Source organism: Ruegeria sp. BF12 (genome assembly GCF_056538705.1).
The window spans coordinates 114,503-130,653 of sequence record NZ_JBQFTP010000001.1 but is presented as its reverse complement, the minus strand read 5'-3'; the positions used below and the strand labels follow the sequence as shown (position 1 = coordinate 130,653).

Sequence of the window (16,151 nt, the reverse complement as noted above, 5' to 3'; positions counted from 1 at the left end):
TAGACTGATTCATCGGTTCTGCACAGGTCAGGCTGCCAGTCGGTTTTCAACACGGCCCATGTGCAGCATCAGGCCGAACCCAAGCGTGCTCATGGTCAGAATGCCTAGTGCCAGCGGCGCGATTGAGCCGTCGAAAAAAAGGCCGATCGGCGCCGCGATCGCCGCAGCCAGAACGGTCGAGATTGCCCCGATCACCGAGGCCGCCATGCCTGCGATATGGCCCATCGGCTCCATCGCAATGGCGTTCAGGTTGCCCATCGTCATACCCGCCATGAAGAACACCGCCGTCTGCCAACTGACAAAAACAGCAAAGGACATGTTGGGCGAAAGCTCTGCCGCGTTCAGGGCGATGACGGCTGTTGTGAAAACGACCTGAGCACCCAAGGCCCATGTCACGATCCGGCGCATGCCCAGTTTGATAACAAGCGCCGCGTTCAACAGGCTGGCGGAGCCAGACATCAAGGCAACGAAACCGAACCAGAACGGGAAACTGTCGGCGCTGTCGTGGATGATGTCGTAGATCGGCTGCACCATGGTCAGCATGGTGAAGAGCATGCCCAGGCACAGGGTCTGCACCATGATCGAAACCCGAACAGTCGGGTGTGCAAACATCTGGCGCGCGGCGTCCAGCATCAGTGGCAGGCGCAGGGGGCGGCGGTTTTCCGCATCAAGCGACTCGGGCAGGCGCAAACCCATCCAAACAACGGTGATCAGCGAGAACAGCATGAACGAGGCAAAGATCCCGCGCCATCCGGTCAGGGCGATCACTCCGGCCCCCAGCATCGGCGCAATTGCGGGCACCAGCGTGAAGATCATCATGGCGATGGACACGATGCGGGCCATTTCACGGCCCGAATACAGGTCGCGAATAATCGCCATGGCCACCACGCGGGGGGCCGCGCAACCGACCCCTTGGAAGATGCGGGCGATCAGCAGCATCTCAAGCGAGGAACTGGCCCACGCGGCCGCGGCGGCCAAGATGTACAGGGCAGAACCGACATAAATCACTGGTTTTCGGCCAAAGGCGTCGGAGAGCGGACCGGTGAAAAACGTGCCGATTCCCATGCCAAGAACAAACGAGGTAAGGATCAACTGCGCCTTGTTGATGTCATCTGGGCTGAGCTGAGCACCAATACTTGGCAGCGCTGGCAGCATCGAGTCGATCGAAAACGCGATCGTTGCAAACATCATTGCAATAAGTGCGATGAACTCGCCGCGAGACATGCGATTGGCCATGGCGCCCTCCTAACCTGATCGCGCTATCACGGCAGATCAGGTGACGCTAGGTGTCTAAATGCACAAGGGGCTGTGCTAATTTGCAGGAGAAGCCTCAATTTGAGACATGATCTCGGCAATCACTTTTTCCCACATTTCAGGGGGTTGCGCACCGGGAACGGCGTGCTGATTGGCCACGATAAAAGTCGGGACCGAATTCACGCCCATTTGCCGGGAATGGCTGTCGCGGTTGCTGATATCCTCGCGGTCGGCGTCGGATTTCAGAAGTTTCAGCACAACGGCGGCGTCCATTCCGGCATTGTCGGCGATGTCGGCCAGCACCTCGTGATCTCCGATGTCGCGGGCTTGTACGAAATAGGCGTCGAACAAGGCGTCCACGATGGCGTTCTGTTTACCCTCGATCCCGGCCCAATGGATCAGGCGATGGGCGTCCAGAGTGTTGGGCGTGCGCTTCATGCCCTCGAAGTCGATTTTCAAACCTGCATTTTCGGCGTGTTCGACGACCGGAGCATAGGCGTGCACGGCGCCTTCCTTGCCGCCGAATTTCCGCTCGAGGTATTCGCGGCGGTCCATGCCCGCATCCGGCATGTCGGGGTTCAGCTGGAAGGGATGCCATTCGATGACGAAGGGATGATCCGGGATTGCCGCCAGAGCCTTGTCCAAATGCGTTTTGCCGATATAGCACCACGGGCAGATCGGGTCGGACATGATATCAAGCTTGACGGTCTGGGTCATTCATTGGTCGCCTTGAAATAGGCCGGCAGCGCCCGGCGCAGAAGTTTGCCGTTCCCGCCGGCAGGCAGTTCAGGCAGATGGATGAAGGCGCGCGGTTGTTTGTAGCGGGCCAGATTTGCCTCGACATAGGTGCGAAGGGCGTTTTCGTCCAGCTTTTCCGGGCCGGTATAGAAGGCAGCTATCACAAATGTGTCCTGTTTGACTTCGACAACGGCGGCCCCGACCTGTGCGATGCCGGGGTATCTGGTAAGCACGGCCTCGACCTCGACCGGAGATACCCTGTAACCGCCGGCGTTCATCATATCGTCGTCGCGGCCCAGATAGGTGATCTGGCCGTCGACAGCCATCGCACCCTGATCGCCGGTCAGAAACCAGTCGCCCTGCATGCGGGCTTCGGCCTCGTCCGGGGCGTTAAGATAGGTCAGCATCAGGCCGGGGTCCGAGCGGTGCACGGCAATGGTGCCTTCCTGACCCTGCGGCACCGGCCCGTCCGATCCAAGGATCGCCACGCGACGGCCAGGCTGGGGTTGCCCCAGCGCATCGCCCCGCGCCGGATGTTCCGGGCTTGAAGAGATAAACGTCGAGCATTCGGACATTCCATAAGCCTCGAAAAGCTCTGTTCCCGTCGCCTGTGTCCACTTTTCGTGCAGGTGGCGCGACAACTTTTCGCCGGCGCACAGCCCGTGTCGCAGATCTGGCAGGCGGAGGTCATCCCCGGAGCTCAACGCTTTTCGGAACACACCGGGTGCGGCGGCGAAAATGGTTGCCTGATGTTGGCGCAGCAGAGCGGGCAGGGCGTTTATGTCGGTCCCGGGTTCAGGGATCAGAGCCGTCGCGCCGATGGTCCACGGGTCCATCAACCCGGTACCCAAGGTATACGTCCAATTGAACGCGCCCGCATGGCACAAACGGTCGCTTTCGCTCAGGCCGTACCAACCGTCGACCATCATCTGCCGTGCCCAGATGGCGCGATGGGCATGGGCTACGGCTCTCGGTTTACCGGACGTGCCCGACGTGTACACGACATAGGCCATACGATCCGGATCGCCCATTTGAAACTCGGCTGGGGGCAGGGCGCGCATCCCGACCAATGCGCTCAAATCAATTTGAACCGGGTGCATAGCACAGGTGACCGACGGGTCGCGCAGGATCGCGGCGGGCTTGAGGTCTTCTATCATGCGCGCCGTTTCGGGCTGTGTCAGCTGCGACGAAGTTGGAACGGGGACGATGCCGACGGCAATCGCGCCCAGATAGGCGATTGGGAAATCAACTGTGTTCCCCAACCGCATCAACGTGATATCGCCGGGCTTTAGCCCGGCATTCAGCAGCCCTGTTCCGGTGCCAAGAATAGCCTGCTTCAGGTCGCGATAGGTCCAATGCGTTGCATCTGTCGGGCCCAGAACGGACAAGGCGGTCTTGTCCGCTAGCCTGTCCGCAGAGCGTAGAACATGCGCAGCCAGATTGAACGGTTTCGGGCAGGCCGGTGGCGGCCCCTGATCGAATACAGAAAGCATAGCAACTGGCTAGCGTGACGACAGGTGCGTTGCAAGCACGACAGGCTGCGCCTATAGAATGACTCATGAGCACCCAAGATCAGACATCCTTAATCCGCATTGCACGTGACTCGGGCGAACATACGGAAGTTGAGCCGCTTGACCTTGGCGCGCGTGTGCGCGAGCTGCGAAAGGCGCGGAAATGGACGCTAGAACAGGCGGCGACGCAGGCCGGTCTGGCGCGTTCAACCCTCAGCAAGATTGAAAACGGGCAGATGTCGCCCACCTATGACGCGCTGAAAAAGCTGGCGACCGGTCTGGAGATTTCAGTGCCACAGCTGTTTACCCCGCCGCAGCGGGAACAGGTGATCGGACGGATGGCCGTTACGCGGATGGGCGAAGGGTCGGCGCATCCAACTGCCACTTACGAGCATGAATTGCTGGCCGACACGCTGACGAAAAAGCAGATGCTGCCCTATCGGGCCCGCGTCCGCGCCCGGTCAATGGAGGAGTTCGATGGCTGGGTGCGCCATGACGGCGAAGAATTTCTGTATGTTCTGACGGGGGTTGTTCGCTTGTATACCGAGTTTTATGAACCAGTCGAAATGCGCCGCGGCGACAGCGCCTATTACGACGGTAGCATGGGTCACAATGTAATTTCGGTCAGCGACGAAGACGCAATGATCCTGTGGGTGACATCACTTACTTAACGAGCGGCTAAATTCGCGGTTCAAACCTTCTGTGAACAAAAAGTCCTCAAGCTCTTCGTGGGCTTCGTTCATAGTCAGTTGGTGGCGCTCGGCCAGATACGCTTCGAAACGTTTGCGGTCTTTGCTCAACCGCACCATGTCCTGATCCCGCAGGTTCGGAAAACGCCGTTTGGCGCGCGCATACATTGCGTCCCAGTCTTGCGTTAGATCGGTCCAGTTCAACATCAGCGAGCTTTCCGTATTAAAGGTTTCACAACTGCTCGGCCCGTAGTTCAGCGTACGGACGCATCGCTAGGGACTGGGCATGACAAAATGTCGCACCCATGGATGTTTTCTGGCGAAACCGAAATTGCCCGTTGCAGTCAACCCGCAACGGGCAAACGGACCTGTTTTTGGAGTGAGTGGAGGCCGGTCCGTGAATTCGATGTGAAGCGCACCGGACGAAGAGTTACGTTTTGAAAATCAAAGCAATAATCAGTTCGCGATGTACGCTGCAATATATGTACAAGCTATATCGCCAATACCCGTTCAGTAAAGCTTTTTGTGTAGGTTTTTTATTAGGCCACTTGACGTAGGGTCAACGACAACATGTTGGCGTAGGCTGGAAATGAACCCGCAATATGCGGTGCTCGTTGGCATTGTGCCGATTTCCGCCTACGCCTCTAAAGACCGCGTCTGGCCGATTACTCTTCGTACCACCAGACCTGCGGCATATATTCCGGCCCATCGCCATAGATCGGCAGCGTTTGCGGCTGCTTAAGCTCTTTGGCATGAGCGATCCGACCTTCATCGAAGTTCCAGATCGGAATGACATAACGTCCGGCGGTCAGAACGCGATCAAGGGCGCGGGTCGCGGCAACAAAATCCTCATGGCTTTCCGAGGCCAGCATTGCGTCAATCAATCCGTCCACAACGGGCGAGGCGACACCCATCAGGTTTCGTGTACCCGGCGTGTCCGCGTTTTCGCTGCCCCAATACAGGCGCTGCTCGTTGCCCGGTGACAGGGACAGCGCGCGGCGGAAGAAGGTCATATCAAAATCCAACTCGGATGTGCGTCCGGTAAATTGGGCACTGTCGACCTGTTCTATTGTTACCTGAATCCCAAGACGCTCTAACGCGCGCGAGTAAATCTCGATGGCCGTCTGACTCTCGGTGTCGCCTTGTTGCAGCAACACGGTCATCGTAAATGCGTCACCGTTTTCGTTGCGAAGCACGCCGTCCTGAATGGTCCATCCCGCGTCGGCCAACAGTTTGGTCGCAGCGCGGATATTGGACCGGTTCCGGGCCGATCCATCGCCTTCGGGCAGGGTGTAGCCCTCTAGCGCTCCGGGCGGCAGATCGTCTTTGAAGGACAGCAATAACTCTTCGACGCGCCCCGTGGCCGGGCCAGGCAGCATCGCCAGATCTGAACCCGAGAAATAGGACGTGATACGTGGTTGTGCGCCACCTGTGATCGTGTCGTTGATGAACTCGAAGTTGAAGGCCAGCATGAGCGCTTCGCGAACGCGCCAATCGTCGAGCGGAGCCTGGCGTGTGTTCATCACGAACCCGGTCATGCCCGAGGGCTTGCCGTGCGGGATTTCGGTTTTGATGACGTCACCGCTCTGAACAGCTGGGAAGTTGTACTGTGTGGCCCACTTGTCGGCGTTGAATTCGCGTACGGCCGTCAATTCTCCGGCTTTGAAGGCCTCGAACAGAACGGTGCCATCGCCGTAAAACTCGATGCGCATCTCATCCAGGTTCATGGTGCCATGGCGGAAGGGGATGTCGGTGCCCCAATAATCCGGGTTCCGTTTCAGGTTTACGTACCTGCCAGCCTCATAGCTATCGACAACATAGGGGCCGGTGCCCACCGGAATGTCATGCAATCCGGCATTGGCGAAGTCCTTTCCTTCCCACTGCGCCTTCTGCAGGATCGGGCGCATCCCGGCGATCAGGGCAAGTTCCCGGTCGGGCTCGTTAAAGGTGATGCGCACGGACCGTGGACCGGTTTGTTCGATGCTGTCGATTTTGCCCCAAAGACCGCGATACCGCAGATGGCCTTCGGTTCCCAATGTCTCATAGGACCAGATGACATCGTCTACAGTAACAGGGGTGCCATCCGAAAAACGGGCGTTTTCCCGAAGGGTAAATTCGACCCAGGACCTGTCCGGCGCAGTCTCAACTGATTCGGCTAATAGCCCGTAAAGAGTGAAAGGTTCGTCCCAGGACCGGCCCATCAGGCTTTCGTGAGTCCAAAAACGCAACTGCCACGGAGAGCTGCCTTTTTGCACAAACGGGTTCAAACTGTTATAGCCGCCGGTATTCCCGAAAACGACTTTTCCACCTTTTGGCGCCTCCGGGTTGGCGTAGGGCAGAGACACAAAATCCGGTGGTAGCGCCGGGTCGCCATACATAGCTATGCCATGTGCCGATTCTGCATGAGCAATAGAAGTGCTCAAAAGCGCGGTGATTCCCGCAATCCAGGGACGTGCGGGGCGTAGAAAATCGGGGCTCATTTTGGAAACAATCCTGCTCTGGCCTTATTTTGTTGGGATTCACCGTAGCGATGATTTTTCTTATTTTCAAACTTTTAGCTTGGACGAAGGCGCGGAATTGCTTATAAAGGTTCCACTGCTCGATAGGTTTCTTGCCTGTATGAAACCTGCCTCAATAACTTAACGCCCGCTTCGTGCGGGCGTTTTTTTATGCGGATTTGGCCTTGGATGCGCGACCCGAGTGTTTCCCCGTTTTCTTTGCAGTTGCAGCATGGCAGTGTGTCGCCAAACTGGATTTTGAAGGAGTTCGGCCATGAGCCTTTCGGGAAAAACAGCCATCATCACCGGATCGAATTCGGGCATTGGATTGGGGGTCGCGCGTGAACTGGCCAAGGCCGGCGCGAACGTCGTGCTGAATTCCTTTACCGACCGCGACGAAGATCACGCCCTGGCTGCCGAGATCTCGCAAGAGACCGGCGCCAACGCGCGTTACATCAAGGCCGACATGTCCAAGGGTGATGAATGCCGCGCGTTGATCGAGCAGGCAGGGGCCTGCGATATTCTGGTGAACAACGCGGGTATTCAACACGTCGCGCCCATTGATCAGTTTCCGATCGAAAAGTGGGACGCGATCATCGCCATCAACATGAACTCGACCTATCACACAATGGCTGCCGCTCTGCCAATGATGCGCGCGGCCGGGTGGGGCCGGATCGTGAACATCGCTTCGGCGCATGGCTTGACGGCTTCTCCGTTCAAGGCCGCCTATGTTGCGGCCAAACATGGGGTCGTTGGGATGACCAAGACTGTTGCGCTAGAAACCGCGCAGGAACCGATCACCTGTAACGCGATCTGCCCGGGTTATGTACTGACACCGCTGGTCGAAGCCCAGATCCCGAACACGATGAAAGAATATGGCATGAGCCGCGAGGATGTGGTCAAAAACGTCCTGCTGGAGCGTCAGCCATCGAAAGAGTTTGCCACGGTCGAGCAGCTCGGCGGCACCACGATCTTCCTGTGCTCAGATGCGGCCGCGCAGATCACCGGGACCACGATTTCGGTGGATGGGGGTTGGACAGCTCTTTGATTTGGGAGGCCCACAGTGAAACGGATCAATCTGGCATTGCAGGGTGGTGGGGCGCATGGGGCCTTTACCTGGGGCGTTCTGGATCGGCTTCTGGACGAAGAGGACATCGAGGTCGCGGCGATCACCGGAACTTCGGCCGGAGCGTTGAACGGGGCCGCGTTCAAGTCCGGGATAGTTCACAACGGGCGCGACGGCGCGCGGGCAAGTCTAAACGGGCTGTGGGCTCGCATGGGCGCGGTGGGCGACATGCGCATGGCCAATTGGATGCAGGCGTTGGAGCCCGCTCAGATCGCGCAGGCGATGGAATATTCGCTGCCTTTCTCGGTCGGCGATGCCTGGTCGCGTCTGGTGTCGCCTTACGCCTACGGTCCATTCTATCGCAACCCGCTTGAACCGGTTGTGGATCGGTTCAACTTTGACGAAATCTGTACCGATGAAGGGCCGCAGTTGTTTGTCTGCGCGACCTGTGTGCGCAGCGGTAAGATCCGCGTTTTTACCGGGGACGAGATCTCGACGGATGCCATTCTGGCTTCGGCCTGCCTGCCGAACCTGTTTCAGGCAGTTGAGATATTTGACCCGAAATCAGGTCGGAAAGAGGCATATTGGGATGGCGGTTATACCGGCAACCCGGCGCTGTATCCTTTGTTCAACGCGGATCTGCCGGACGACGTGGTGATCGTGAACATCAATCCGCTAGAACGGGACGAGGTGCCCAAAACGCCGCAACAAATCCAGAACCGGATCAATGAGATCAGCTTCAATTCATCCCTGTTCCGCGAACTGCGGGCAATCAGCTTTGTTCAACGTCTGTTGGCCGAAGGAAAGCTGAAAGCCGGAGAGATGAGCCGCGTGTTTGTGCATATGATCGCAGATGACGAGTTGATGAACGACTTATCGGTGGCGACGAAAACGGTTCCGAACCCGGTGATCCTACACAAGTTGAAAGAGGCCGGGCGCGCTGCGGCGCATCGGTTCATTGACGATCACAAAAACGATCTGAGCGAACGAAGTACTGTCAATTTGCCCGAGATGTTTGGCTGATCACTCGGGCGGTTGCGTCGGGTCTTTTTCGTTGGGGTAAACAAGGCCCGCAGAAATCACCAGCTTAGCGGCGTCTTCGATGGACATGTCCAGTATGATCACGTCCTCGGCCGGAAAGAACAAAAGGAACCCCGAGGTCGGGTTGGGGGTGGTCGGGACGAACACTCCCAGCAGGTCGCCACTGGTTTCTGCCCGCTCGCTGACTTCACCCTTTGCAGCGGTGGAGACAAAGCCAATCGCCCATATGCCCCGGCGCGGGTATTGGATCAGGCAGGCTTTCTCGAAGGACCGCTCGGTCTGGGCAAACACGGTTTCCGAGATTTGCTTGATCCCGGAATAGACAGACCGGACCACCGGCATCCGGTTCACAAGACTTTCGGCAAAGTGGATCAGGGACCGGCCCAGAATGCCCTTTGCAATCCAGCCGACGATCACGGTGAAGGTCAGGAAGATGACGACACCCACGCCGCGCAGGTTGATTCCGACATATTGCTGAGGCTGAAACTGCTGAGGGATAAGCGGCAGCACCGCACTGTCGATCCAGCCGACGACTGACCAGATCAGCCATATCGTCAGCCAAACGGGTGCAATGACCACAATGCCTGTCAGGAACGACGCGCGCAGCCGGGACAGCAGTCCCGGGCGGCGATGCGGTTCTTCGTCAAATGGTGTGTTCATTATGGCCCTGAGCGGTTTTCTGCCGAGTTAGTTAAGCAGTCCGGTGTGTCGGTACAATAGGTTTATGTCAATCGTCCCGGTCGGACAGGGCACGTGCAATTCCGGCCGCCAGACGTGCATTGTTACGCACCAAGGCAATGTTGGCCGTCAATGAGCGCCCGTCTGTCTGCTCGTATATTCGTTGCAGCAGGTAGGGCGTTACACCCTTGCCGCTGATACGATGCGCATCCGCATCGGCCTGCGCCGAGGCAATGATGGGGGCCAGTTCCTCGGCTGGGATTTGATCCTCCGCTGGGATCGGGTTGGCGACCAGCTGACCGCCCGGAAGACCAAGAGCGCGGCGCGTTGCGTGGGCCTTGGCGATATCGTCCGGGTTATCCATGCGAAGCGGGGCGGCGTAGGGAGATTTCGCGGACCAGAAGGCTGGGAACTCATCCTGCCCATAGGCGATGACCGGAACGCCCAGAGTCTCCAGAACCTCCAACGTTTTGGCCAGGTCGAGGATGGCTTTGGCGCCCGCAGCAACAACCGTTACCGGCGACTGTGCCAGTTCGTGCAAGTCGGCCGAGATGTCAAAGGTCGTCTCGGCACCCTGATGAACACCGCCAATACCACCGGTCGCAAAGACCTCGATGCCGGCGTACTGTGCGGCGATCATCGTGGCCGCGACCGTGGTCGCGCCGGTGCCGCCGGTCGCCATGCAGGCGGCCATATCGGCGCGCGACAACTTGGCGACGCCCTGGGCCTGGCCCAGCGATTTCAGCTCGTCGGCCTCAAGGCCCACGTGTAGCTTGCCTTTGATCACAGCCATCGTTGCCGGAACCGCGCCCGCGTCGCGAATGTCCTGTTCGACCTGTGCCGCAACCTCGATGTTCTGAGGGTACGGCATCCCGTGGGTGATGATGGTGCTTTCCAGCGCAACGATGGGTTGGCCTGCGTCTTTGGCGGCGCGGACCTCGGCGGAATATTGAATGTCGATCACAGTGGGGTTTCTCCGGATACGTATGTTGCGGCGGCGTTCAGCGCGCGGGTCAGAGCCTCGGCGCTGGATGCGCCACCGGATTCTGAGGCGATATGGGCCGCCATGAATGTGTCGCCCGCACCGGTCACGCGGGTGACCAGTACGGATGGGGGTGTTTGGGTCAGGATTTCATCTCCGCTGCCGATGGTAGCCGAATTGCCGCCATCCGTGACCAGCACGCGCAGGGCGCCGCGATCCAGCAGGCCTTTGGCGGCGCTTTCCGAGTCTGCGAACTCACGCTGGCATAGGATGCCAGCCTCTTCGAGGTTCACGTACAGCGTGGCACGGGCGTGTTTCAGAAACGGCAGAAGCCGTTCAGCCTTACCGGGCGAGGCCGGAGCCACGCGCAGATCGGCGCGCGCGAAAGCGGGACTTTGGGCAATTTCTTCTAGCAGATTCAGCGTCAGGTTGCCGTCCAGCGCGATGGGACCTTCGAAAGGGGCGTTCTCATATCCCAGCGGTCCGTGCATCAGAGGCCGCAGAATCTTTGCTCCCGCTGCCTCAAGCGAATGCGCGTCGGCAATTGCTGCGATCAGCCCGTTTGCTCCTTCGACGGCCATATAGCGGTCGGTCGGCAAGTCCTGCGAGCGGTAGATGTGGTCGGTTACCATGCCCAAACGTGCACAGGCATTAGCCAGCTCATCGCCCTCGGGGTCGCGTCCGATGGCGGTCAGCAGGGTGGGGGTCATGCCAAAGCGCACGAGGGTCATGGCAATGTTCATGGCCACGCCGCCGGGCAGGCGGGTAATCCGCCCCGGCACGTCCGAGCCCTGTCGCATGGCGCTAGCAGACCGGCCGATCACGTCCCAAAGGACAGAGCCGATGCAAAGAATGTCGCTGTTCTGAGTCATATCGATGTCATGCCGCAGGCCAGATGCGGGCGCAAGGGTTAACGCTCACACGGTTCAGCGCATCGCGTCGGTCAAACCTTTTAGTGCGGCCAGAGGGTCTTCCTGCGTCCAGATTTCTTCACCGATGCCAAAGAAATCGGTACACGGCGCCAAGTCTCGGATCAGCTCTGGCGTCAGCCCGCCTTCGGCAACGACCGGCACTTCGATCATTTCGGACCACCACTGAAACAGATCACGTTCGGCAGTCGTGCCGTCACCCAAGGTCGACGTTCCGACCGGGCCGAAGGCCACGTAGTCAACACCCGCTTCGCCTGCCGTCATGCCGTCATGGCTGGAGGCCCCGCAAAAGCTGCCAACGATGGCGTCAGCGCCCAGTTCTTTACGCGCGGCGCGAACGGAGCGTGCGGCGTCATCAAGATGTACCCCGTCCAGTCCCAAACGCTGTGCCAGCAACACATGGTTCGAAATCACAAGTGCCACGTCCCGCGCATGAGCTACTTCACGGCATGCATCGGCTGCGCGGGCGATGGTGTCCTCATCTCCGCCAGCCAGCGCCAGGCGAATACAGGCGATTTCGGCCCCGTCCAGCACGCTGGCCAAGCGATTGGGGAATTTGCTCAACTCGATGGTCGGTGGCGTAATCAGGTAAATCTGTGGCTGCTCGGGGGTGTCCATTGGCGCGTCCTTCGCTTTCAGTCTTTTGCGCGGTTTAGCGGATTGCGGCGGGGAAGCAAACTTTTACAGAAATTTTGGGGTCAAAATTGAAGCATTGACGTCTGAATATGGGCAGTAGGTTGTTGTTTTACAGGTGCTTAGGGAATAGCTTGGTCTGAATGGGCAATTAGGCTGAAAACATGAAACAGGTAATTGCTGCGGTAAAGAATGCGTTTTTGATTGCTCGGGCGTGCAGGTTCAACAATTTGCACAGATACGATGAGGCCCTTCAATACTTGGATCGCGTTGCTCTTATCGCCGAAGATCTTGCGAAAGTGACCCTGTTACAGGCAGATTTCTTACATCGGAGAGGCGATTACCGAGAAGCGTGCAAAAAGTATGAGGATTTCTTGTCCCGCAAACTTGAAGTCATTTCCCGACCCAATGACCGCCAATACTTGGATATTTACGCGCGGTACTATCTGTATCACGCGTCCCGAAAATTCGGACTCGCGCGTTGCTTTGAGGTCGCCCTGGACGAAATGCAGGTTGCCGGGAAGTCTGCCTCGATGCTGACAAGAAGTGAATTCCCGCCGCAATGACGATTTATTCAGGCAGAGCACAGTTCAGTGAAATGATCGACTTGCCCTGCGCCGGAACGGCGATTAGAGCAGGCGGAACTTTCGGAGACAGTCATGCCCAGCGATAAATCCCAGCCCTCATTCGTGCTTGTGCGCCCGCAGATGGGTGAAAACATCGGTGCCGCCGCGCGGGCGATGTGGAATTTTGGGCTGGACCGGATGCGGATCGTCGCGCCACGCGACGGGTGGCCGAACCCCAAGGCCGTTGCGATGTCCAGCGGGGCCGGGCGTCTGTTGGATGAGGCGCAGCTGTTCGACGATCTGGCCGGCGCGCTGTCCGACAGCACATTTGTCTTTGCGACCACGGCGCGGCAACGCGGGTTGACCAAGCCCGTCTACAGCCCCGAGCGCGCGATGCAGATCGCGGCTGAGAAGGTCGCGGCTGGCGAGAAGGTTTCGGTCCTGTTCGGGCCCGAACGCGCCGGGTTAGAGAATGAGGATATCGCAAAGGCAAACGCCATCATCTCGGTGCCTGTGAACCCTGAATACGCTTCGCTTAACCTTGGGCAGTGTGTGTTGCTCACCGCTTATGAGTGGATGCGCCAATCCGGCGACGTAGTGCATGAGGCCACCGATCTGGGCAAAGGTGACTGGGCCACCGGGATCGAAGTCGAGAAACTGGTCGAGCACTACGAGGATCGGCTCGAGGCGGCTGGCTTCTTCTATCCACCCGAGAAGGCCGAAGGCATGAGGACCAACCTGCGCAACCTGTGGTCGCGGATGCGCATGACACGGGCGGACGTGCAGATGTTGCACGGGATCATGCGGCAGATGGTCCGCTGGAAAGACAAGGGCTGAGGCTGGACCTATGTTCCGCTTCACCCTAGCTTGCGACGAAATCCAAGGCACAAGAGGACAGCATGAGCGGTAAGCGCAGCATCTTCGAAGACGTCTCAGACACAGAAAAACAACAAGCCGTTCAACCGGGTATGATTGACCGCGGGCGCGGCGGTGCGCGCAAGGCCATTCGCATCTGGCTGATGATCCTGTTTGCACTTGTGGTCGTGATGATCGCTGTGGGCGGGCTGACCCGCCTGACCGATAGCGGACTGTCGATCACCGAATGGCGACCGATCACCGGGGCCATCCCGCCGATGAGCGAGGCCGACTGGCGAGCCGAGTTCGACAAATACAAGCAGATCGACCAGTGGCGCATCCAGAACCAGTGGATGGAGCTGGATGATTTCAAAACGATCTACTGGTGGGAATGGGGGCACCGCCAACTGGGCCGCGTGATTGGTCTGGTTTGGGCCATTGGTTTCTTTGGGTTCCTAATTGCTCGAAAAATTCCCGTCGGTTGGACCAGCAGACTTTTGATCCCCGGCATTCTCGGCGGCATTCAGGGCGCGGTCGGCTGGTGGATGGTCGCCTCGGGCGTGACGCAGGGCGAGGGGATGACCGCTGTCGCCAGCTATCGACTGGCAATCCACCTGGGTCTTGCTTTTGTGATCCTTGGGTTCCTCGCCTGGTACATCTTTATGCTGGGCCGTGAAGAACGTGACCTGATGCAGGCTCGCCGCGCGAAAGAAGCGCGGCTATTCTCACTGTCCACCGGCCTGATGCATTTCGCCTTTCTACAAATACTCATTGGCGCGATGGTGGCCGGGATCGACGCTGGCCGGTCCTACACCGACTGGCCGCTGATCGGTGGACAGCTCCTGCCGCCCGATGCAACGATACTGGAGCCGATGTGGCGGAACTTTTTTGAAAGCCCTGGCCTAGTTCAGTTCATTCACCGTTGCGCGGGGTATCTGCTGTTTGCATTTGGCGTGGTCGTCTGGCGTCGTGGCAGCACCAGCGCACACCCCCAAACGCGTTTTGCCTTTAACGCGGCCTTTGCCGCCCTGTCTTTGCAGGTGGTTATCGGCATCCTTACCGTGGTCTACGGAGCGCCTTGGCAGATTGCCATCTTCCACCAGTTCATGGCCGTGGTTGTCTGGACGCTTATCCTGCGCGCCCGCTTCCTGACGGCTTATCCAATCGCAACCTCTCTGCGCGGAGCCTGACACCGATGAGTGCTTACAAAGACCTGATGGCGTTCCAACGTGAAACGTCAGCCCTTGGGCAGATTGCCGGACGGCTGGGCTGGGATCAGGAAACGGTGATGCCGCGCGGTGCGGCCTCGCAGCGCGCCGAAGAGATGGCCGCGATCGAGGCAGTCTTGCACTCTCGCCGTTCCGACCCTCGCGTAGCAGACTGGCTGGAACAGGCTCGCGCTGAGGATGAGGTCGAGCACGCCCAGCTACGCGAAATTCGCCGCGCCTATGATCGGGCGGTCAAAGTTCCGGCTGATCTGGCCACGGCCATTGCGCGTGTCACGTCGGCCGCGCAAGGCACATGGGCGCAGGCCCGTGCCGACGAGGATGTCGCTGCCTTTCTACCGGCGCTCGGCGAAGTTGTCGCTCTGAAGCGTGAAGAGGGCGCAGCGCTGGCGCAAGGCGGAGACATCTACGACGCCATGGTCGAGGATTATGAACCGTACACGACCGGAACACAGATCGCAGAGATATTCGATCAGATGCGTCCCCGTCTGGTGGCATTACGCGCGGCGGTGCTGGACAAACCCGCACCGGCTGGTCTGACCGGCAGTTTTGACGAGTTGGCCCAGATGAGGTTGTCGCAGAAACTGGCCGTCACCTTCGGGTATGACCTGAACACAGGCCGTATCGACAAGGCCGTGCACCCGTTCAGCTCGGGCAGCGGGCTGGACGTTCGGATCACCACTCGCACCAGCGAGACCGATCCGTTCAACTGTTTCTATTCGACCATTCACGAGGTCGGTCACGCCGCTTATGAGCAAGGCATCGACCCTGCCTATACGCTGACACCGTTGGGGCAGGGCGTGTCGATGGGCGTGCATGAAAGCCAAAGCCGGATCTACGAAAACCAGTTGGGCCGTTCTCGCGCCTTCACCGGCTGGCTGTTTGGTCAGATGAAAGACGCGTTTGGCGATTTCGGCATAGCAGAGGAGGATGCATTCTACGCCACGGTGAACGGTGTCCATAACGGCTATATCCGAACCGAAGCGGATGAGGTGCAGTACAACCTCCACATCATGCTGCGCTTTGATCTGGAGCGCGCGCTGATGGCAGGTGACCTGCAAGTCGCGGACCTTGAGGCAGCATGGAATGACCGTTTCAAGGCTGATTTCGGTTACGCAATCGACAAGCCGTCAAATGGGTGTTTGCAGGATGTGCACTGGTCGGTCGGGCTGTTTGGGTACTTCCCGACCTATTCGCTGGGCAACGTTTATGCCGGGTGCCTGTATCAGGCGCTTCGGGTGGCCGTACCGGATTTGGATACGCAGTTGGCCAGCGGGGACACCTCGAGTGCGACAGGATGGCTGCGCGGGAACTTGCAGCAATATGGCGGGCTTTACGCGCCGCGCGAGACTATTCAGCGCGCTAGTGGAATCGAACCGGGGCCAGAGCCATTGCTGAGCTATCTCGAAGGCAAGTTCAGCACTTTGTACGACTTGTGAGTTTGCGGGCGCGCCAAGGCCGGTTACCATCGTTGCACCGATACCA

At 58.8% G+C, this 16,151-nt stretch carries 16 protein-coding genes; 7 read left to right on the top strand and 9 right to left on the bottom strand.

Features of this window, described 5'->3' with window-relative positions:
- Window positions 1-27: 27 nt before the first annotated feature.
- From ACR0J0_RS00645 to ACR0J0_RS00635, 3 genes are all read right to left on the bottom strand, one after another.
- On the bottom strand, window positions 28-1,236 hold the full coding sequence (locus ACR0J0_RS00645) for a multidrug effflux MFS transporter (RefSeq protein ID WP_480660461.1): 1,209 nt from the start codon (window positions 1,234-1,236) through the stop codon (window positions 28-30).
- A 75-nt stretch (window positions 1,237-1,311) separates the two neighbouring features.
- Entirely contained in the window at window positions 1,312-1,971 is a 660-nt protein-coding gene (locus ACR0J0_RS00640) for a DsbA family oxidoreductase (RefSeq protein ID WP_480660459.1), read from the bottom strand.
- Window positions 1,968-3,485, bottom strand: coding sequence for a class I adenylate-forming enzyme family protein (locus ACR0J0_RS00635; protein WP_480660457.1), 1,518 nt, complete (start codon window positions 3,483-3,485; stop codon window positions 1,968-1,970). The genes ACR0J0_RS00640 and ACR0J0_RS00635 overlap by 4 nt, the downstream gene beginning before the upstream one ends.
- A gap of 65 nt (window positions 3,486-3,550) precedes the next feature.
- On the opposite strand from ACR0J0_RS00635, the gene ACR0J0_RS00630 reads away from it, so the two are divergent.
- Window positions 3,551-4,174 carry a helix-turn-helix domain-containing protein gene (locus ACR0J0_RS00630; protein ID WP_480660455.1) on the top strand — a complete coding sequence of 208 codons (624 nt, stop codon included), beginning with the start codon at window positions 3,551-3,553 and terminating at the stop codon, window positions 4,172-4,174.
- On the opposite strand, the gene ACR0J0_RS00625 is transcribed toward ACR0J0_RS00630, so the two are convergent.
- A complete protein-coding gene (locus tag ACR0J0_RS00625; RefSeq protein WP_239334904.1) occupies window positions 4,163-4,399 on the bottom strand; it encodes a hypothetical protein in 237 nt (78 codons plus the stop codon). The genes ACR0J0_RS00630 and ACR0J0_RS00625 overlap by 12 nt on opposite strands.
- Window positions 4,400-4,857: 458 nt before the next feature.
- Window positions 4,858-6,672 carry an extracellular solute-binding protein gene (locus ACR0J0_RS00620; protein ID WP_480660453.1) on the bottom strand — a complete coding sequence of 605 codons (1,815 nt, stop codon included), beginning with the start codon at window positions 6,670-6,672 and terminating at the stop codon, window positions 4,858-4,860.
- 292 nt (window positions 6,673-6,964) lie between these two features.
- On the opposite strand from ACR0J0_RS00620, the gene ACR0J0_RS00615 reads away from it, so the two are divergent.
- Window positions 6,965-7,738 carry a 3-hydroxybutyrate dehydrogenase gene (locus ACR0J0_RS00615; RefSeq protein WP_480660451.1) on the top strand — a complete coding sequence of 258 codons (774 nt, stop codon included), beginning with the start codon at window positions 6,965-6,967 and terminating at the stop codon, window positions 7,736-7,738.
- A 15-nt stretch (window positions 7,739-7,753) separates the two neighbouring features.
- Window positions 7,754-8,779: a patatin-like phospholipase family protein gene (locus ACR0J0_RS00610; protein ID WP_480660449.1), complete on the top strand. Its 1,026-nt coding sequence runs from the start codon at window positions 7,754-7,756 to the stop codon at window positions 8,777-8,779.
- Here the strand turns inward: ACR0J0_RS00610 and ACR0J0_RS00605 are convergent, their stop codons facing one another.
- The 4 genes from ACR0J0_RS00605 to ACR0J0_RS00590 all read right to left on the bottom strand — a co-directional run bounded on the left by ACR0J0_RS00605 (window position 8,780) and on the right by ACR0J0_RS00590 (window position 12,004).
- Window positions 8,780-9,457: a DUF502 domain-containing protein gene (locus tag ACR0J0_RS00605; RefSeq protein ID WP_480660447.1), complete on the bottom strand. Its 678-nt coding sequence runs from the start codon at window positions 9,455-9,457 to the stop codon at window positions 8,780-8,782.
- A 67-nt stretch (window positions 9,458-9,524) separates the two neighbouring features.
- Window positions 9,525-10,439 (bottom strand): pseudouridine-5'-phosphate glycosidase, encoded by a 915-nt coding sequence (locus tag ACR0J0_RS00600; protein WP_480660445.1) that lies wholly within the window; start codon window positions 10,437-10,439, stop codon window positions 9,525-9,527.
- Complete coding sequence (locus ACR0J0_RS00595) at window positions 10,436-11,329, bottom strand: PfkB family carbohydrate kinase (protein WP_480660443.1); 894 nt, start codon at window positions 11,327-11,329, stop codon at window positions 10,436-10,438. Before ACR0J0_RS00595 ends, ACR0J0_RS00600 begins: the two co-directional genes overlap by 4 nt.
- 54 nt (window positions 11,330-11,383) lie before the next feature.
- Window positions 11,384-12,004, bottom strand: a complete 621-nt coding sequence (locus tag ACR0J0_RS00590) for a thiamine phosphate synthase (RefSeq protein ID WP_480660441.1) — start codon at window positions 12,002-12,004, stop codon at window positions 11,384-11,386.
- A 389-nt stretch (window positions 12,005-12,393) separates the two neighbouring features.
- Here ACR0J0_RS00590 and ACR0J0_RS00585 point away from each other — a divergent pair, with 389 nt between their 5' ends.
- The 4 genes from ACR0J0_RS00585 to ACR0J0_RS00570 all read left to right on the top strand — a co-directional run bounded on the left by ACR0J0_RS00585 (window position 12,394) and on the right by ACR0J0_RS00570 (window position 16,105).
- Entirely contained in the window at window positions 12,394-12,585 is a 192-nt protein-coding gene (locus tag ACR0J0_RS00585) for a hypothetical protein (protein ID WP_480660439.1), read from the top strand.
- 93 nt (window positions 12,586-12,678) lie between these two features.
- Window positions 12,679-13,422: an RNA methyltransferase gene (locus tag ACR0J0_RS00580; RefSeq protein WP_480660437.1), complete on the top strand. Its 744-nt coding sequence runs from the start codon at window positions 12,679-12,681 to the stop codon at window positions 13,420-13,422.
- 62 nt (window positions 13,423-13,484) lie between these two features.
- Entirely contained in the window at window positions 13,485-14,630 is a 1,146-nt protein-coding gene (ctaA, locus tag ACR0J0_RS00575; protein WP_480660435.1) for a heme A synthase, read from the top strand.
- A 5-nt stretch (window positions 14,631-14,635) separates the two neighbouring features.
- Entirely contained in the window at window positions 14,636-16,105 is a 1,470-nt protein-coding gene (locus ACR0J0_RS00570; protein WP_480660433.1) for a carboxypeptidase M32, read from the top strand.
- Window positions 16,106-16,151: the final 46 nt, after the last annotated feature.